Raw genomic sequence first — 16,652 nt, 5'->3', positions numbered from 1 at the left:
TAGCGAAGATCGCAGGAGAGCTAAACCAAGATAAACACTCATTTTAAATAGTTTTTTCGTTGTGATAGAGAAGGAAAATCAACGCGTTGGTGCAACAATGGAGAGTACTGAAGGATAGCACAGCATCCATGTTTCTTTAATGACAGGACATTACGATGGGTTGGTTTTTCGCGGGTACAAAGAGAATGAGCTCAATCACGCGGTGACAATCCCACAGCACCGGAAAGTGGGTGCTGTGGGACACAGGCTAATCAGGCACTCAGTGTGGCGTTATCAATGACGAAGCGATATTTCACATCGCCTTTGAGCATCCGCTCGTAGGCTTCATTGATTTCGTCAGCGCGAATCAGCTCAATGTCTGAAACAATTCCGTGCTCGGCGCAGAAATCCAACATCTCCTGCGTTTCAGGAATGCCACCAATCATCGATCCCGCCACCGTACGGCGTTTCATGATCAGATTGAACACATTGGGAGAAGGATGCGGCGACGCAGGCGCACCGACCAGCGTCAGCGCACCATCTCGTTTCAGCAGAACCAGAAACGCATCCAGATCGTGCGGAGCAGCCACGGTATTCAGGATTAAATCGAAGCTGCCTGCATGCGCCACCATTTCCTCGGCATTACGAGACACCACGACCTCGTTTGCCCCCAGCGCTTTTGCATTTTCACGTTTGGATTCAGACGTGGTGAACGCAACAACATAGGCACCCATCGCATGCGCCAGTTTGATCCCCATGTGACCAAGCCCGCCGATCCCTACAACACCAACTTTCTTACCCGGCCCTGCATTCCAGTGCCGCAGCGGTGAATAGGTGGTAATGCCTGCACACAGCAGAGGCGCAACGGCAGCCAGATCCGCCTCAGAATGGCGGACACGCAGCACATAGCGCTCATGCACGACGATTTGCTGAGAGTAGCCGCCAAGCGTCCATCCAGGCTCATCTGCTGTCGGGCCGTTATAGGTGCCAACCATCCCGTCACAGTAGTTCTCTAAACCCTCATCGCATTCTTCGCAATGCCGACAGCTGTCCACGATGCAGCCAATCCCGACCAGATCGCCAGCCTTAAACGCAGAAACATGTGGGCCTACCGCGGACACCCGCCCAACGATTTCATGTCCAGGCACGCAGGGAAACTGTGTGCCTGCCCATTCAGCCCGCACCTGATGCAGGTCCGAATGGCAAATACCGCAGTACGCAATCTCAATCTGAACATCGTGAGCTCCCGGCGCACGTCGGGCGATCTTCAACGGCTCAAGAGGTTTGTCGCCCGCATGGGCTCCATACGCGTGTACAAGCATGGCTATTTCCTTTTCTGTTGAGAAACCGATCAAGTTGAAAAACAGGTTATGTCGAGAAACAGACTATTTTCCTAAATCCTCTCAGCAAACAGGTATAGCATTCCGATTGTTTTCTTGCCTGATCCTCCATTTCTTTATGCGCAGGCTATCGCACGCAGAAGCCGCGTTTATTGCAGGCCGTTTTATTTCCCGCTGTTATCCCTCAGAGAGTAATTTTGGTAAACGCCAGAGAAGCACCTAAAGCAATGAGGGCAACGCCGATACCCTTGTCGACCAGACGCTGGCGGTCAACCAGCCGACGACGCATAGCCGGTGCGGCAAAAAACAGCGCAACAATACTGAACCAGACCCAGTGCGCCACCGACATGAATAACCCGTAGCCAAAATTATGGCTCATTGGGCTGCCGGGCTGCACGACCTGAGTATAGGTGGCGACGACAAACAGCATCGTTTTCGGGTTAAGTGCATTGGTGAGAAAGCCCATACGGAACGCAGCCAGTGATGACGGTGCATGACCGGATGCCTCTTCTACTTTTATTTTTGTCGTATTGGTTAATGATTGATACCCCAGATAAATCAGATACGACGCCCCCAGTATCTTCATCGCCATAAACATCATCGGGGAGTTAACAATGAATACCGCGATGCCAAAAACGGTATACATCACATGGATTTGGACGCCACAGGCAATGCCAAACGCGCTGAGTAACCCAGCACGCGAGCCAAACGCATAGCTGTTTCTGGTGACCATCGCAAAATCGGGCCCAGGGCTGATAACCGCCAAGATAGTGATCGTCGCGACGGCAATTAACTCATTCATTCATGTTTTCCTTGTTCGGCAAGCCATCATCTTTCACGATGATTTTGCACAGATGGGTAGCGGGTGGATTAGAAGAGGAATACAGAGACTACTGTTGCCATATGGCTATCAACGATGTTACTCACACAATATCGCCTCACTATTTAGGCCATTACGCTTCTTTCTGCTTGAAGACGGTTTGATTATTCAGCGTTTGCATGTGTCAAAAAAGCGATTTATCTTGGTATAAATCTGTCAAATTTCATCGTGTATATGAAACTTCCCTCGTTAGCCTCTTTTCGCTTCTTTGAAGCAGCCGCACAAACAGGTAGCTTTGTTAAAGCCGCCGAGTCCCTGCATGTCACGCACGGTGCCGTCAGCAGACAAATTAGGTTGCTGGAAGACTCGCTGGGGGTTGAGCTGTTTGAACGACGCAATCGAGCGATCTTTTTGAACGCGGCTGGCCGCTCTTTGCACACGGTCACACAGTCCGTCTTCGAGCAGCTTGAAGGCGCGGTATATCGCCTACAGCAAGGTGCGCAGGATGAGGTACTGACGCTGTCATGCGAACCCACGATTGCCATGAAATGGCTGATTCCGCGACTGCCTGCTTTTAATCAGGCAAATCCCGATATCAAACTTCATCTGGTCGCAGCGGGCGGGCCGATTGATTTCGTGCGTAGCGGCGTTGATCTCGCCCTGCGGCGTGACGATTTCCACTGGGAGCCGCAAACACATGGGGTAAAGGTATGTGATGAATGGATGGGGCCAGTAAGCCGCAATAAAGCCGAGCGAAAGGACAGTCTGGAGGGAATGCGTCTGCTCTACACCGGAACACGACCAAGAGCGTGGGCAACGTGGCAGCGACAGACACACGTCTCCCTCAAAGGCAGCACCAGAGCTGACTATGAGCATTTTTATCTGTGCATTCAAGCTGCGGTTTCAGGGTTAGGCATGGCAATGGCGTCTTTCCTTATGGTGCAAGACGAGATTGGGAGCGGACAATTGCATGCACCGTATGGATTTGCGCGGGACGGCTCTGCTTATTACTTGTTATCGCCCGTCCCCCTTGAGCAAAATGAAAAATATGCACGATTTCACGCCTGGCTGATGCAGGAGGTTTCCACCTGCCTTTCTGGCGTTGAAGACCCTTGTTAACACGCGTACTGGAAGCACAATGACTGCACATTCCCGTGAATCCAACTTCACGACACTGAATATGATTATTGCCGCCTCCCTCGTGGGGTTAGTCACTGGATACACACTGCCGCTGATCAGCCTGAAGCTGGCCGAGCACGGGCACAGCACAACGACGCTGGGTATTCTGGCTGCCCTCCCGGCGGCGGGAATGATGCTCTCATCCTTCGTTACGCCGTGGCTCAGCCGTCACCTGCACGCCAGATATCTGTTATGCGGCAGCCTGATTGTCCTGGCAGCATCCACCGTTGCCTCATTCCTGCTGTCGCATCCTGTCTCGCTCATTTTACCTCGCCTGTTAACCGGGCTCGCCTCGGGGATCCTTGTGGTACTAGGAGAAACCTGGGTCACCAGCCGGGCGTCAGACAAACATAAAGCAACACTGACGGGGCTGTATGCCTCCGTTTTCACGGGGTGTCAGTTGATAGGGCCGCTGCTTATTGCAACTGGTGAGACTATTCAAACCTATGCGCTATGGCTGATTTGCGGCATATGTGGCGTCTGTGCGCTTATGCTGAGGAATTGCGCCAGCATGGTTCGAGCCGATGAGCAGTCCTCTGCGTCTTATCGGGACTTTATCCCTTTTCTACCCGCTATGGCTTCTGGCGTACTCTGCTTCTCCTTCTTTGACGCCAGCATATTGTCACTCTTTCCGCTCTACGGCATGGCGCAGGGGCTGGACGAAAAATCCGCGATCTTATTGGTCACACTCATCTTTCTCGGTGATGCCTTATTTCAAATGCCGATAGGCTGGCTGGCGGACAAATGCGGCATCATAAAGACCCACATCGGCTGCGGCGTCCTTTTCTGTGTGATGCTGATAAGTACTGCCTTCTCGTTTTCCTCTCCCTCACTGCTGGCACCGGCCTGCATCGCACTGGGTGCGTCGGCTGGCGGGCTTTACACGTTATCTCTGGTTCGGGCGGGTCAGCGATTTGCTGGTCAGCGGCTGATTGTGATGAATTCCCTGCTGGGGCTGGTGTGGTCTGCGGGCAGTATCACTGGGCCACTGTTCTCCGGCGCAGCGATGACGTTTTACGGTTACGACGGCCTCATCGCTATATTGCTACTCATCGGCGTGTTGTTTGTCGGCATACAAGGCGTATTAAGAAAAGAACACGTACCGCGTTCGCTGAGTGAAGAGTGAATGTTCGCGGTCTGTCTCCCAAACCCATTGCCGTTTGGGAGACAGAAAACCTGCTCGGCGTTCCCTATGCGGCCATTTCGCGTTTGAATACTGCCAGCGTATGCGCCTTGACGCGAATAAACTCTGGATCGCTCATCGCCTCCGCCCCGCGTGGACGCACTAAATCGAAAGGAACAATCTCCGACACCGTCGTTGGTCGACGCGTCAGCAGCAGGATTTCGTCCGCTAAAAACACCGCATCCTCCAAATCGTGTGACACGATGACCATCGTTACGCCGGTTGCCAACTGAACCTCTTGCAGCTTGTCGCGGATGAACAGCGTCATTTCAAAATCCAGCGCCGAGAACGGCTCATCCAGAAACATGACCTCCGGCCCCGTCGCTAGCGCCCGCATAATACACACCGTCTGCTGCTGTCCGCCCGACAGTTCATACGGGTAGCGCTGAAGGTCGAAACGAATATCAAACATCGCAATCAGTTCATCCATGCGCGTCTGAACATCCTGTTTGCGCATTCCACTGCGCACCAGCGGGTAAGCAATGTTTTTCCAGGCACTCATCCAGGGAAAAAGCGCATCACGATAGTTTTGAAACACATACCCAATTCTGGTTTCCGCCAGCGTTTTGCCGTCAAACAAGATATCGCCACTATCGACGGGAATCAGCCCGGCAATCATGTTCATCAGCGTCGATTTACCACAGCCGTTCGGCCCGAAAATAGACACGATCTTGCCGCGCGGCAAATCCAGATTCAGGTCGGTATAAAGCGGCTGACCCGCAAACGACTTGTTCAAACCGCGGATGGTCACGTGAGTGTTCGGTGCTGGGTAAGGCGGCAACGGCGTATCCAATTTTTCCACTTGCGCAGTACGAGGTGTCATCATGCTTTGCCACTCCAGTGAACAATTCGTTTTTCTGCGATTAAAAACAGCACGTTAAGCAGATATCCCAGTGCGCCGGTAATCAGAATAGAAGCGTACATATCCCGAATATTGAATACCTGCTGAGCATCAATGATGCGGTGCCCCAACCCCGTTTCCGATCCAATAAACATCTCCGCGACAATCACGATCACCAGCGCCATCGACACGCCGGTACGCAGGCCGACAAAGGTTTGCGCCAGACTTTCGAGCAGCATGATGTCTTTAAAAATATGCCAGCGGGAGATCCCCATCACCTGTGCCGCCATCAGACGGGTTTTCTTGGCATTCATCACGCCATAAGCGCTGTTGAACAGAATCACCAGCACGGCTGCAAAAGCTGAAATGGCAATTTTATTCGCGTCGGTTATCCCGAAAATCAGCAAAAATAGCGGAATCAGCGCTGATGATGGCGTAGAGCGGAAGAAATCGATCAGAAACTCCAGACTGCGGTAAATCTTTTCATTGCTGCCCAGAATCACGCCCAGCGGCACGCCAATCAGTGCAGCAAAACCAAATGCGGCGAGCGTACGGTATAGCGTCGCGCCGATATCCGTACGCATGCTGACATCCGCAAAGGACTGGAACATATAGCTCAACGTATCGACCGGCGAAGGTAATAAAATGGGGTTCAACCATTTCGCGCTAACCGCCAATTGCCAAAAGAGAAACAACAGAATCGGGCCGACAGCGGGTAGTAATTTAGACGTCCAATGCTCACGCATAATCGCGCACCTCCCTTAAGGCTGATAAATCAGGCTGCTAACATCCACCGGCTGCCGGAAGATTTTTCTTTCGGTGAACACGTCATAAAACTTCTGGAACCACGCCAGATTGTCGCCTTTGAGCTCGTCGTACATGACAAACCCCGGCAAAGGCACCTCTTTGCTCAGCTCGGCTTCAATACTGGTGTAACCGGTAATATTTTCGCGAGCGGCCTCAGGGTTCTGCTGAATAAACTGCACCGATTTGGCATAAGCCTGCGTGAAGGTCTTCGCCTCAGCAGCACGGCTTTCGATAAAACCGCTATTTAACGCCGCCGCACCGCCAAACCACGGCGCATCTGGGTTACCGAGCACATAGCGTGAGATCACTCCCGTTTCCAGCGTACGCGACAGCCCTTTCAGCCGTCCGACCGTCCCCGTGGGTTCCAGAGTATAAACACCGTCAATCTGACCAGCGGCCAGCGCCGCCACATGTTGCCCGACAGGTAATTCCGTCACACGCAGCTCATCCGCCGTAAAACCATTTTTCTCCAGAATGATTTTGGTCATGACCACATTCTGAATACCCGGCCCACAGGCGATACGCTTGCCCCTCAGCTCTGCGATGCTTTTTACGTCGCTGTTTAGCGGCACCAGAAATTCATCCAACACCATCCGATGGTTAGAAGGATTTGAGCAAATGATCTTGAACAGGCCGGGGGACGTAATCTCCCCTAATCCCAACGCGCCAGTGGCCGTACCGTTAGCGCAACCGTGTATACGCCCCGTAATCATTCCCTCGACAATCTGTTGCGGGCTGGCGAATTTCACGGCGCGCACATTCAATCCCGCCTCTTTGAAAAAGCCACGTTCAACGCCCACGTATAAAGGCAAGCCACCAACAATCGGCCAGTAACCAATGCGGATCTCCTCACCTTCTGCGGCTAAAGCGATGCCCGGCAGCAAGCTGCTTAGCGTCAGCGCCCCTGCGCTAACCGCTGACCACTTCATTAACTGCCTGCGTTTACGATCGATCTTGTCATTGTTATTTTTCATTGTGTTCCCCTTCAACGGTGAGCTAACAACAGCTGATCATCACCAGCCTGAAAAAACCGATCAGGTCGATTGCCTGAGTCGCTCCATCTTGTACACAAGATGGTATATAAGACTAAGCACAGGCCGTGCCATGATTCCTGACACGGTGAAAACGCCGTAAACACGAGCTTCTGACCGGCGCGCGCGCACCAAAAAAAGGCAAAACGTTACAAAAATGCATTACGAGTGATGCAGAGGATGGCGGGAGAAGGTCAGAAAGAAACGAGGCAATATTGATCGGCGAACTGAGTTCACGGAGGAGAGTGACGACAACCGAATGCGAATGAATTGATTGTCGTCGGCACAGCTTTATATCGGCTTAAGACTTGGCGCAGAGCTGCGTGAATACATCCGATAGCGTTGCGGCCTCGTAGGTTGGCGCGATATCCGAATCGTTGGCGGCTCCGTTTGCATTGAACCAGCAGCTGTCTATGCCGTACAGATTCGCTCCCAGGATATCGGCATCCAGCCGGTCGCCCACGATGATCGCCTTGGTTTTCTCAAACGTGCTGAACTTGCTGGCCGAGAACTCAAAGAAGCGCGCATCAGGTTTCGCGAATCCGCAAGCCTCAGAGGTGGCAACGAACGTGAGCCAATCTGCAAGCCCCGAGTTCGCGACCCGCTTCGCCTGCACATACTCAATGCCGTTGGTAATAATGCCAACTTCACCGATCTCGGCAAGCGCTTCACATATCTGAACCGCGCCATCCACCAATACCACGGTTTCAGGCAAGCACTCCAAATAGAGGCTGCTCGCTTTATGGGGATCGATATCAATGCCATGAAGGGAGAACGTGCGACGGAATCGCTCTACTTTCAGCAGATCTTTGGTGATTCCCCCCTTCTCAAACTCGCTCCATAGCTGGGAATTCTCGCGCTGGTAGTCTGCAAACAGGGTCGTATTTTCAATATCGAGACCAAGGTTTGTCAGCGTGCGTGCGAACGAAAGACGCTCAGAGGCTTTGAAGTCCAACAGCGTGTCGTCAAGGTCAAACAGGAAGTGGTGATATTTCATAAATGTTGGTTACTCGAAATCAAGGAATCGCTTTTGGTGGAGACGGACTGCGCGGGCTTAGCAGCCGTCAGCGCGCGGTTAACGCCCAGAATTACAACGATGAGCGACAGCGTCAATAGCCCGATCATCACCCATGGAAATGCACCCGGCCCTGCGCTGCTGAGGAGTAATCCGCCGATGACGCCTCCAGCAGCGACAGCGGTGTTCCACGATGTAGTAGACATCGACTGTGCGACGTCCACGGCATCAGACGAAAGATGGGTCATTGCCGTTTGCGTGACGACAGAAAATCCTCCGAAAGACATTCCCCACATAAAGACGGCCAGAACCAAAATGATCGGTACATCGGACCAAAGGCCCAGAAGTAGCGTCGCCGCAGCGAATAACAGCACTTCAGCAGGACCGAGACGCTTGAGGTTCCCATCAACGATGATGCCAGACAGCACAAGGCCAAAAACCGCACCGGCTCCGAAAATGAACAGTACTCCGTTGAGCCAGTCGCCCATAGCAGAAGCCACGAGGAAAGGTTCGATGTAGATATAGAGAATGTTGTGCGTGACGATATAAGTGAGGATCAATGCAAGTGTCGCCCCGACGCCGCGCTTGGAAGCAACCTGAGGCAGCGATAGCCGCTGATCAGCCGATTCACCCGGAAAATCGGGAGCAAAAATCGCGATCCAGACGACGAGGAGCACCGCGATAACCGACACTAATCCAAATGCGCCCTGCCAGCCGATCGCTGATCCGAGCAAGCCGCCAATCGGTACGCCGAGAACCAACGCAGCCGTAGAACCCGCACCGACAATAGCGATGGCACGCCCAAGTAACCAACGAGGAACCATACGGGATGCGTATCCGGCAAGCATCGACCAGACTACGCCGCCAAACAGACCAGCAACAAAACGGGCGGCCAGTGATAAAACGTAGTTGTCCGAAAATGCGGTCACCGCATTAACGACGGCAAATCCGCTAATCGCTACAAGCAACAGAGGTTTGCGTCGCATTCCACGCGTCAGCGCCGTAGCGGGAATCGCGGATAAAAGCGCCCCCAGAGCAAACGCCGTGATGAACTGACCGGCCAGACTTTCGGAAACGTCCAGACCCGTAGCGATCGAACTGAGGAGCCCTGCTGGCATGATCTCAGTCAGTAAGGTCAGAAACGCGGCTGTCGCAAGAGCGAGGAGCTTTGACACGGGGAGAGACGGGGATGGGATTCGATTTGCACTCAAAATGATTATTCACCTGTAACACTGACCTGTCGTGGCACACTAATTTTCTGCCACCTGAATAGAGATGATACCATCACATCCGTATACAAACAGGTAACATGATGATTCCTCAAGGTCATCATGCTGCGGATACGCATTCAGAGGCACAATACGTGGTTGGTCAACAATGTTAAAAATATCTTTATTTAATCTATTTGCGATGTATTTAAAAGAATCGACCATTCGGCATCCCACTATATTGGGGCTTAAGGATTTTTCGCCGATAGAACTGATTTCTCAAGGGTATGAGTTAGTCGGTGAACCAGCTGATTTTCATTTTTATGAGAAGGATTATGTTGTTGGTCACCATAATAAAAAACTGAATATTGTTTTTAAACACTACTTTTACCTCAATGAAAATGCCGGAAACGGTCTCTCAGTAGGAAGAGGCGCGAGCCTGATTTCCCTTTTGCAAGGCTATAAGGCCGTTTGTTTGGTGGATGGAACCATTGAGCCGATATTTGATTTTTATTTTTCGGATGATAAGAAAGACGGTGCCGTTATATTAGGGCACTCGATCGTCGTTCGCTTCAGTCAATCGAGTAAAAGAGGACAATATTCCGTTGTCACTATTGAAAGTGATTTTAGTGAGTCGGCACCGTTTCAGATGACCTCAACCAATGCGGTTAAAAAAACCATGCGCGCCTATGACGCTACACTACCGCTCTCAAAATCAAAGCTCAGGAAAAAACCCAGTGCGTTTTTCGGGCTGGCTAAATTTCTGTCAGTTTGAACGTTTTTTGTGATTGCAGGCTGCCAGAAGCAGAATGTTTTTCTTTAGCCCTCGATTTTCCCGCACAGTTCTTCAGTCAGCCACTGAATGTAATCCGCCAACGCCGCTTCATTTCTCTGGCAGTACGTCCATTTCTGATAGCGTTTTACCGTAATGAAACCCGCTTGTCGTAACAGATCGACATGTCGGCTGGCAGTCGGCTGGGCGATATGCAACGCATCGGCAATCAGAGTAATACACACACCAAATTCCTGCGGATCGGCTGACGTCTGCCCACTAAAATATTGTTGTGGATGCTTAAGCAGCCGAAGGATTTCCAATCGTGGTTCACTGGCTAATGCTTTGACTTGGGTTGATCTCTCGCTCATCTTTTGTATCATATAGTCACATAGCTAATATTGAATATGATGATAACATGCTTGAACTGAAACATAACTTTATTTTCGAAGATCAGCCCGTCGCCTGGGGATGTATGGGGCAAGGCCCCGCGCTGGTGCTGATTCACGGTACGCCCTTTTCTTCTCAGGTATGGCGACGCATCTCTCCTCTGCTTTCTTCCCATTGGACCGTTTATTACTACGACATGGTGGGCTACGGGCAATCACATAAATCTGACGGGCAGCAGGTGTCGCTTGCCGTGCAGGATCGTCTACTGGCCGCACTCCTGAAAGAATGGGAACTGACGCGACCCGACATACTTTGCCATGATTTCGGCGGTGCGACGGCGCTACGTGGCTACTTCCTACAAGGTCTCCGTTATGCCTCGCTGACGCTGTTTGATGCGGTCGCCATTTCCCCGTGGGGATCGCCCTTTGTCGCGCATGTCAGAAAATATCAGGATGCCTTCACCGGCCTGCCGAAATACGCTCACGATGCGTTACTCAGCGCTTATTTGCAGGGCGCGGCTTATCAGCCGTTATCGGAGGAAGCACTGAACATTTACATGTCGCCGTGGCAGGGAGAAATCGGGCAAGCCGCTTTCTATCGGCAAATAGCCCAGATGGATCAATGCTATACCGACGACATTGAACCATTGATCACCGAGCTTGATTGTCCGGTGAATATGTTATGGGGCAAGCAGGATGAGTGGATACCACTTGAGGTCGGCCAACGCTTGGCTCATCGACTCGGCGATGCGCCTTTACAGATCGTCAAAAATGCAGGTCACCTTGTTCAGGAAGATGCCCCCGAAGCCATCATTCAATCTATGTATTCCTTGCTGCTACAGCGCGCGGGAACACCATTCTCACGATAAGGCGGTACTTATGAGCAGCAGTGACAGCATTCTCAAACGCTTACTCTTCACGATCCATAACCGGCTAGTCTCGATACCCATCGCCCCGCATGTACGTAAAGATGTCACCCCAATCGTCAACGACTGGCCTTACGAACCAGAAAAAAACACGCGATTGAGTACCGCTGCGAATCTGCCTGCGGTTGATTATCTGGAACAAGCATTGAAAATCGGGGAAGCATCGGGAGACAGAGAAATATGCTCGATGATCAGGTTATTAGTGCCAGAATTAAGTTGGAACTTTGATTATGCCCCGCATCCTGAGTTTCCGTATCTGGACGAAAAAGTCGCCTTTACGCAATTCGTCGGACCTGACGATCTCTGGGTATCTTCTCATTTAGCGATAGGGTTGACGCTCATTGCACCAGAAACGCATTATCCAGCACATCGTCACCCCGCGACGGAGATTTACCTTCCTCTGGCTGGCATGGGTTTATGGTCGATGGGGAATGAGGATTATTTTCCGCGCAAACCCAGTGAGTTAATTTTTCACCCTAACGGTATTACACATGCGACTCAGGCACAAGAAGAGCCGATGCTCGCGTTATACATTTGGCACGGTGATATCTGTTCGCCCTCGGAATGGCTGCCTGAGGCGTGTGAATAGCCGTAAATTGCAGGTGATAACCTGCAATTTACGGTAGAAAATAAAGAGTTATTATTTCTTCATCTCAATACTTTTCATTTCATCTTTACTTAACCCATGCATTGAGCTGCTAATAACACAATTGTAAGTTTCACTTTTATTAATAACCATGAAAGTACTTACTGGGTTTTTCATTTTTTTATCAAGAGAGAAAAGAATATAAGAGTCGGGTAAGACGCTCGGACGAAATGCGCCAAATGAATAGCTATCAGATAGACCCAAGGCTGATAAATCCGCCGTTAATTCCATTGGCTGTGTACTGTGAGGTGAAGGGAACATAGACTTCGCTGACATCATCATTGATTGGGTATTAATGTTATATTCTGTTGTCACTTTCATGCCCACATATTTTGACTCAGGCATATTTAGCTGTTTCTCACACATTGCATCATGCTGCGGGCTAGGCGTTCCATTTTGCAGGACGGCATGAACATGTTTTAATTCAAGTTGTTCTTTTCCGGCATGTGCTTTTGCCATGTCATCAGCCTGAGCAAATCCACTCATCACCAAAGCCGCCGTTGCTACAACGTGTAAAATAGAACGATTCATTGCATTCATTTTTTCTATCCTCTTTTATCTACAGGGAAACCATATGATCCATGATAACAATCTGTTAGTTATTAAATAAATCCGTTAGTTATTAAATAACTGGAATGCCTCATGAAATTTAAATGATATTTCCCAGAGAAAATAGAATAGAAAAAACAAAAAAAGATAACAACAACCAGCTTGTTTTTGAATGATGTGTTTTTACAAATGCATTCTGGTTATAAACATAGTCAAATTTCAATATTACGTCAAAATCAAATCGACGCAAAAATAAAATAAAAAAAAATATCAGAATAAATATAACCAAGCTAAGCATTTGATGAAATTATTTATCTATAATATCAACGTTCAAGGCGCAACTCGAATGTACAGCCAAGAATGCTCATCGAGTAGAAGATTGGGGATACCACAAGGCCGGTATGCGACTTAACGTACGATCGGTATCTATTTCTGTACAACGGAAGATGCACAACGGAAAAAGCTGAATAGATTTTATACGCAGTAAGGAAAGTGGTGATGTGATCAAAAAGAGAGACTAAAAGATTGGAGCGGGAAACGAGACTCGAACTCGCGACCCCGACCTTGGCAAGGTCGTGCTCTACCAACTGAGCTATTCCCGCATATCGGACAGACAGTAACAGGCGTTACGTCTTATTACTGCACACGGCTTGTATGGTGACAAACAGTGAGAAAACTTGGAGCGGGAAACGAGACTCGAACTCGCGACCCCGACCTTGGCAAGGTCGTGCTCTACCAACTGAGCTATTCCCGCTCGGGAAATCTACATACGATGTTGAAGTTCTTTAATTGAAATTCTTCATCGGTATGGGGTGCGCATTATACGAGAAATCCGTTTAACCGCAAGCCCCCGAAAATGAAAAATTGTCTGACTGCTGATAAAACCGACATCATGGCGTAAATAGCAGCAAAATCGCGGCACATCGCGCCCTACCCGTCTTGCTTAACCTACAGTCGCAGAAAATTCTCACGGTAATAGGCCAGTTCCGCCAGGGATTCACGAATATCGTCCATCGCCTGATGTGTACCTTGCTTCTTAAAGCCCGCCATGATTTCCGGCTTCCAGCGTCGCGCCAGCTCTTTGAGTGTGCTGACATCCAGATAGCGGTAGTGGAAGTAGGCTTCCAGCTCTGGCATATAGCGGAACAGGAAACGGCGATCCTGACCGATGCTGTTGCCGCAGATCGGCGATTTACCTGCCGGCACCCACTTTTGTAGAAACGCCAGCGTTTCCAGCTCGGCGGCGCGTTCATCCGCGGTGCTGGCTTTGACGCGATCCGTCAAGCCGCTGGCACCGTGCGTGCGCACATTCCAGTCATCCATCAGCGCCAGTTGGCTGTCCGACTGATGCACAGCCAATACCGGTCCTTCGGCCAATACGTTCAGATTTGCATCCGTAACCAAGGTTGCGATCTCAATGATGCGATCGTGATCCGGGTTCAGGCCGGTCATCTCAAGATCGATCCAGATCAGGTTATTTTCATCTACCATCGTGGGAATTCCTGTTGCATTGTGCCTTGTCGTCGATACAAGGATACCAGTATCAATCTCAATGCTGATACCGACAAGGTGGTATCAGTTAATTAAAATCAAATAGGGTGTATTATACACCCTAAATAATGCGAGTTGCAGGAAGGCGGCGACACAGTAAATCATCAGGAGCTTACACCAGTAAGTGACTGGGGTGAGCGAGGAAGCCAACGCACATGCAGCTTGAAGTATGACGGGTATAGTCTGTTAAAACGCGGCGGGCGATAACGCACTGCCGCGAACGATAAATCGTCTTAAGTGAGGCTCAGTGAGCAAAAAGAAACTGTCGAAAGGTCAGCAGCGTCGGGTTAGCGCCAACCACCAGCGTCGCCTGAAAAAAACGGAAAGCAAAGTTGAATGGGAAGATAGCCAACTGGGCGATGCGCAGGAAGGCATTATCATCAGCCGATTCGGCATGCATGCCGATGTAGAAGCCACCGATGGCGTGGTACACCGCTGCAACATTCGTCGGACCATTTCATCGTTGGTAACGGGCGACCGCGTCGTCTGGCGTCCCGGCCATGAATCGCTCGCAGGCATCAGCGGGATCGTGGAAGCCGTTCACCCTCGTCATTCCGTACTGACACGCCCTGACTATTACGATGGCATTAAACCGATCGCCGCCAATATCGATCAGATCGTGATCGTTTCAGCGATCTTGCCCGAACTGTCGCTGAACATTATCGATCGCTATTTGGTCGCCTGCGAAACGCTGGATGTCGAACCGCTGATCGTGCTGAACAAAATTGACTTGCTGGATGACAAATCCCGCCAGTTAGTTGATAAATCGATGGATATTTATCGCGCTCTCAAGTATCGCGTGTTGATGGTTTCCAGCCATACCCAACAAGGCATTTCCGAACTGGAGCAGGCGCTCACCGACCGAATCAGTATTTTCGCCGGACAATCAGGCGTAGGGAAATCAAGCCTGCTTAATGCGCTGCTCGCACTGGGTGAAGAACGCATTCTGGTGAATGAGGTTTCTGATAACTCAGGGTTGGGGCAACACACCACCACCGCCTCTCGGCTTTATCACTTCCCGCACGGCGGCGACGTGATCGACTCACCGGGCGTGCGCGAATTTGGTCTGTGGCATCTGGAACCTGAACAAGTTACCAGTGGTTTCATTGAGTTACGTGAATACATCGGCTCATGTAAGTTCCGCGATTGTAAACATGAAAACGATCCGGGCTGTGCGATTAATGCCGCACGTGAGCGCGGAGATATTGCTAAAGAGCGCTTTGATAACTATCACCGGATTCTGGAAAGCATGGCGCAAGTAAAAACGCGTAAAGGCTTTTCGGATACAGATAACTGACATTTATCATGACCATCGTTACAATGCGCCCCCTTTGAGGGTAAGTGAATCCGCTTACTCTCTTTCTGGGTTACCGCTGGCGGCGTCAGCGTGTTCCCCAGACAGCTTGTTTTATGGCGCACTATTAACCCAAGAGGCTCACTGTGCTGGATAATCTCAAAATCAAATTACAGTATTGGCTTCCCAAGATCTGGCTGACCCGCTTAGCGGGCTGGGGAGCAAATAAGCGTGCGGGAAAACTCACCAAACTGGTGATCGATCTGTTTGTCCGTCAATACCACGTCAACATGCAGGAAGCACAGCAACCGGATACTGCATCCTACCGCACGTTTAACGAATTTTTCGTTCGCCCGCTGCGTCCTGGTATTCGCCCTGTCGATCCGCATGCGCATCGTCTGGTGCAGCCCGCAGACGGCGTACTGTCACAGTTTGGTCCGATTACCGACGGCAAGCTGATTCAGGCGAAAAATCACGACTACACGCTGGAAGCGCTGCTGGCTGGCAACTATGTGATGGCCGATCTGTTCCGCGACGGCCTGTTTGCCACCATTTATCTTTCACCGCGTGATTATCACCGCCTCCACATGCCGTGTGACGGTGTGCTGCGTGAAATGATTTATGTCCCGGGTGACCTGTTCTCCGTCAACCTGCTGACGGCAGATAATGTGCCGAATCTGTTTGCTCGTAACGAACGTGTCATTTGCCTGTTTGATACTGAGTTTGGTCCGTTGGCACAGATTCTGGTCGGTGCGACCATTGTCGGCAGTATCGAAACCGTGTGGGCAGGCGTGGTAACGCCACCGCGCGAAGGCATCATCAAGCGTTGGACTTACCCACAGGCGGGCGAAGAAGGCGCAGTCGTGCTGGCGAAAGGCGAGGAAATGGGTCGCTTCAAACTGGGCTCAACCGTGATTAACCTGTTTACCGCAGGCGACCTTCAGTTTGCCGCACATCTTAATACCATGAGTGTGACCCGTATGGGTGAACCGTTTGCCGAAGTCCGTCAGGATGAGCAAACGCCTGTTGTCTTCCCGGAAGGAACCGAGCTGGAAGAAAACGGCACCGTGCAGACGGGTCACAAGCCCGACGCACCGTAAATAACGTCCGACTTTAGTCGCT

At 50.8% G+C, this 16,652-nt stretch carries 17 protein-coding genes and 2 tRNA genes; 7 read left to right on the top strand and 12 right to left on the bottom strand.

The features are described 5' to 3' along the window. Positions 1-251: 251 nt before the first annotated feature. Both DUT67_RS02725 and DUT67_RS02720 read right to left on the bottom strand, forming a co-directional pair. A complete protein-coding gene (locus tag DUT67_RS02725) occupies positions 252-1,301 on the bottom strand; it encodes an NAD(P)-dependent alcohol dehydrogenase (protein WP_113633186.1) in 1,050 nt (349 codons plus the stop codon). Positions 1,302-1,503: 202 nt separating this feature from the next. Then, positions 1,504-2,121 (bottom strand): LysE family translocator, encoded by a 618-nt coding sequence (locus tag DUT67_RS02720; protein ID WP_113633187.1) that lies wholly within the window; start codon positions 2,119-2,121, stop codon positions 1,504-1,506. A gap of 252 nt (positions 2,122-2,373) precedes the next feature. Between DUT67_RS02720 and DUT67_RS02715 the strand changes: the two genes are divergently transcribed. Next, positions 2,374-3,258 (top strand): LysR substrate-binding domain-containing protein, encoded by an 885-nt coding sequence (locus tag DUT67_RS02715; RefSeq protein ID WP_113633188.1) that lies wholly within the window; start codon positions 2,374-2,376, stop codon positions 3,256-3,258. 19 nt (positions 3,259-3,277) lie between these two features. After that, positions 3,278-4,444: an MFS transporter gene (locus tag DUT67_RS02710; RefSeq protein ID WP_113633189.1), complete on the top strand. Its 1,167-nt coding sequence runs from the start codon at positions 3,278-3,280 to the stop codon at positions 4,442-4,444. Positions 4,445-4,508: 64 nt separating this feature from the next. Here DUT67_RS02710 and DUT67_RS02705 read toward each other — a convergent pair whose 3' ends face one another. The 5 genes from DUT67_RS02705 to DUT67_RS02685 all read right to left on the bottom strand — a co-directional run bounded on the left by DUT67_RS02705 (position 4,509) and on the right by DUT67_RS02685 (position 9,313). Further along, on the bottom strand, positions 4,509-5,327 hold the full coding sequence (locus DUT67_RS02705) for an ABC transporter ATP-binding protein (protein ID WP_113633190.1): 819 nt from the start codon (positions 5,325-5,327) through the stop codon (positions 4,509-4,511). Next, on the bottom strand, positions 5,324-6,088 hold the full coding sequence (locus DUT67_RS02700; RefSeq protein ID WP_011095449.1) for an ABC transporter permease: 765 nt from the start codon (positions 6,086-6,088) through the stop codon (positions 5,324-5,326). The genes DUT67_RS02705 and DUT67_RS02700 overlap by 4 nt, the downstream gene beginning before the upstream one ends. 15 nt (positions 6,089-6,103) lie before the next feature. Continuing rightward, a complete protein-coding gene (locus tag DUT67_RS02695) occupies positions 6,104-7,123 on the bottom strand; it encodes an ABC transporter substrate-binding protein (RefSeq protein WP_113633191.1) in 1,020 nt (339 codons plus the stop codon). Between the two features lie 358 nt (positions 7,124-7,481). Further along, on the bottom strand, positions 7,482-8,177 hold the full coding sequence (locus DUT67_RS02690) for a YjjG family noncanonical pyrimidine nucleotidase (protein WP_113628002.1): 696 nt from the start codon (positions 8,175-8,177) through the stop codon (positions 7,482-7,484). Then, on the bottom strand, positions 8,174-9,313 hold the full coding sequence (locus DUT67_RS02685) for an MFS transporter (RefSeq protein ID WP_368350109.1): 1,140 nt from the start codon (positions 9,311-9,313) through the stop codon (positions 8,174-8,176). The genes DUT67_RS02690 and DUT67_RS02685 overlap by 4 nt, the downstream gene beginning before the upstream one ends. A 259-nt stretch (positions 9,314-9,572) precedes the next feature. On the opposite strand from DUT67_RS02685, the gene DUT67_RS02680 reads away from it, so the two are divergent. Beyond that, complete coding sequence (locus DUT67_RS02680) at positions 9,573-10,178, top strand: hypothetical protein (RefSeq protein ID WP_113628000.1); 606 nt, start codon at positions 9,573-9,575, stop codon at positions 10,176-10,178. Between the two features lie 44 nt (positions 10,179-10,222). Here DUT67_RS02680 and DUT67_RS02675 read toward each other — a convergent pair whose 3' ends face one another. Then, positions 10,223-10,546, bottom strand: a complete 324-nt coding sequence (locus DUT67_RS02675) for a helix-turn-helix transcriptional regulator (RefSeq protein ID WP_113627999.1) — start codon at positions 10,544-10,546, stop codon at positions 10,223-10,225. Positions 10,547-10,593: 47 nt separating this feature from the next. Between DUT67_RS02675 and DUT67_RS02670 the strand changes: the two genes are divergently transcribed. Further along, positions 10,594-11,433 (top strand): alpha/beta fold hydrolase, encoded by an 840-nt coding sequence (locus DUT67_RS02670; RefSeq protein ID WP_113633192.1) that lies wholly within the window; start codon positions 10,594-10,596, stop codon positions 11,431-11,433. Between the two features lie 10 nt (positions 11,434-11,443). After that, entirely contained in the window at positions 11,444-12,079 is a 636-nt protein-coding gene (locus DUT67_RS02665; protein WP_113633193.1) for a dimethylsulfonioproprionate lyase family protein, read from the top strand. A gap of 51 nt (positions 12,080-12,130) precedes the next feature. Here the strand turns inward: DUT67_RS02665 and DUT67_RS02660 are convergent, their stop codons facing one another. The 4 genes from DUT67_RS02660 to orn all read right to left on the bottom strand — a co-directional run bounded on the left by DUT67_RS02660 (position 12,131) and on the right by orn (position 14,176). Next, a complete protein-coding gene (locus DUT67_RS02660) occupies positions 12,131-12,676 on the bottom strand; it encodes a hypothetical protein (protein ID WP_113633194.1) in 546 nt (181 codons plus the stop codon). Between the two features lie 535 nt (positions 12,677-13,211). Next, positions 13,212-13,287 (bottom strand) — tRNA-Gly (locus tag DUT67_RS02655). Positions 13,288-13,363: 76 nt separating this feature from the next. Next, a tRNA-Gly gene (locus tag DUT67_RS02650) sits at positions 13,364-13,439 on the bottom strand. A 194-nt stretch (positions 13,440-13,633) separates the two neighbouring features. Further along, entirely contained in the window at positions 13,634-14,176 is a 543-nt protein-coding gene (orn, locus tag DUT67_RS02645; protein ID WP_039308982.1) for an oligoribonuclease, read from the bottom strand. A 307-nt stretch (positions 14,177-14,483) separates the two neighbouring features. On the opposite strand from orn, the gene rsgA reads away from it, so the two are divergent. Both rsgA and asd read left to right on the top strand, forming a co-directional pair. Further along, the gene (gene rsgA / locus DUT67_RS02640) at positions 14,484-15,533 is read left to right on the top strand and encodes a small ribosomal subunit biogenesis GTPase RsgA (protein ID WP_113627995.1); all 1,050 of its coding nucleotides are present in this window, start codon (positions 14,484-14,486) and stop codon (positions 15,531-15,533) included. 143 nt (positions 15,534-15,676) lie between these two features. Continuing rightward, positions 15,677-16,630, top strand: a complete 954-nt coding sequence (gene asd, locus DUT67_RS02635) for an archaetidylserine decarboxylase (RefSeq protein WP_048262608.1) — start codon at positions 15,677-15,679, stop codon at positions 16,628-16,630. Positions 16,631-16,652: the final 22 nt, after the last annotated feature.

The organism is Pectobacterium peruviense (assembly GCF_003312355.2).
GTDB classification, from domain to species: Bacteria; Pseudomonadota; Gammaproteobacteria; order Enterobacterales; family Enterobacteriaceae; genus Pectobacterium; species Pectobacterium peruviense.
Note: the sequence above shows the minus strand (reverse complement) of the source record. Positions and strands in the feature narration are given on the sequence as shown.

Bases quoted from the DNA above. Each gene is read 5' to 3' on its own strand.
- DUT67_RS02725 (WP_113633186.1), bottom strand. From the start codon at position 1,301: ATGCTTGTACACGCGTATGGAGCCCATGCGGGCGACAAACCTCTTGAG.
- DUT67_RS02685 (WP_368350109.1), bottom strand. From the start codon at position 9,313: ATGCCAGCAGGGCTCCTCAGTTCGATCGCTACGGGTCTGGACGTTTCC.
- DUT67_RS02670 (WP_113633192.1), top strand. From the start codon at position 10,594: ATGCTTGAACTGAAACATAACTTTATTTTCGAAGATCAGCCCGTCGCC.
- DUT67_RS02715 (WP_113633188.1), top strand. From the start codon at position 2,374: ATGAAACTTCCCTCGTTAGCCTCTTTTCGCTTCTTTGAAGCAGCCGCA.
- DUT67_RS02660 (WP_113633194.1), bottom strand. From the start codon at position 12,676: ATGAATGCAATGAATCGTTCTATTTTACACGTTGTAGCAACGGCGGCT.
- DUT67_RS02690 (WP_113628002.1), bottom strand. From the start codon at position 8,177: ATGAAATATCACCACTTCCTGTTTGACCTTGACGACACGCTGTTGGAC.
- DUT67_RS02705 (WP_113633190.1), bottom strand. From the start codon at position 5,327: ATGATGACACCTCGTACTGCGCAAGTGGAAAAATTGGATACGCCGTTG.
- DUT67_RS02700 (WP_011095449.1), bottom strand. From the start codon at position 6,088: ATGCGTGAGCATTGGACGTCTAAATTACTACCCGCTGTCGGCCCGATT.
- orn (WP_039308982.1), bottom strand. From the start codon at position 14,176: ATGGTAGATGAAAATAACCTGATCTGGATCGATCTTGAGATGACCGGC.
- DUT67_RS02680 (WP_113628000.1), top strand. From the start codon at position 9,573: ATGTTAAAAATATCTTTATTTAATCTATTTGCGATGTATTTAAAAGAA.
- DUT67_RS02675 (WP_113627999.1), bottom strand. From the start codon at position 10,546: ATGAGCGAGAGATCAACCCAAGTCAAAGCATTAGCCAGTGAACCACGA.
- DUT67_RS02665 (WP_113633193.1), top strand. From the start codon at position 11,444: ATGAGCAGCAGTGACAGCATTCTCAAACGCTTACTCTTCACGATCCAT.
- DUT67_RS02720 (WP_113633187.1), bottom strand. From the start codon at position 2,121: ATGAATGAGTTAATTGCCGTCGCGACGATCACTATCTTGGCGGTTATC.
- DUT67_RS02710 (WP_113633189.1), top strand. From the start codon at position 3,278: ATGACTGCACATTCCCGTGAATCCAACTTCACGACACTGAATATGATT.
- DUT67_RS02695 (WP_113633191.1), bottom strand. From the start codon at position 7,123: ATGAAAAATAACAATGACAAGATCGATCGTAAACGCAGGCAGTTAATG.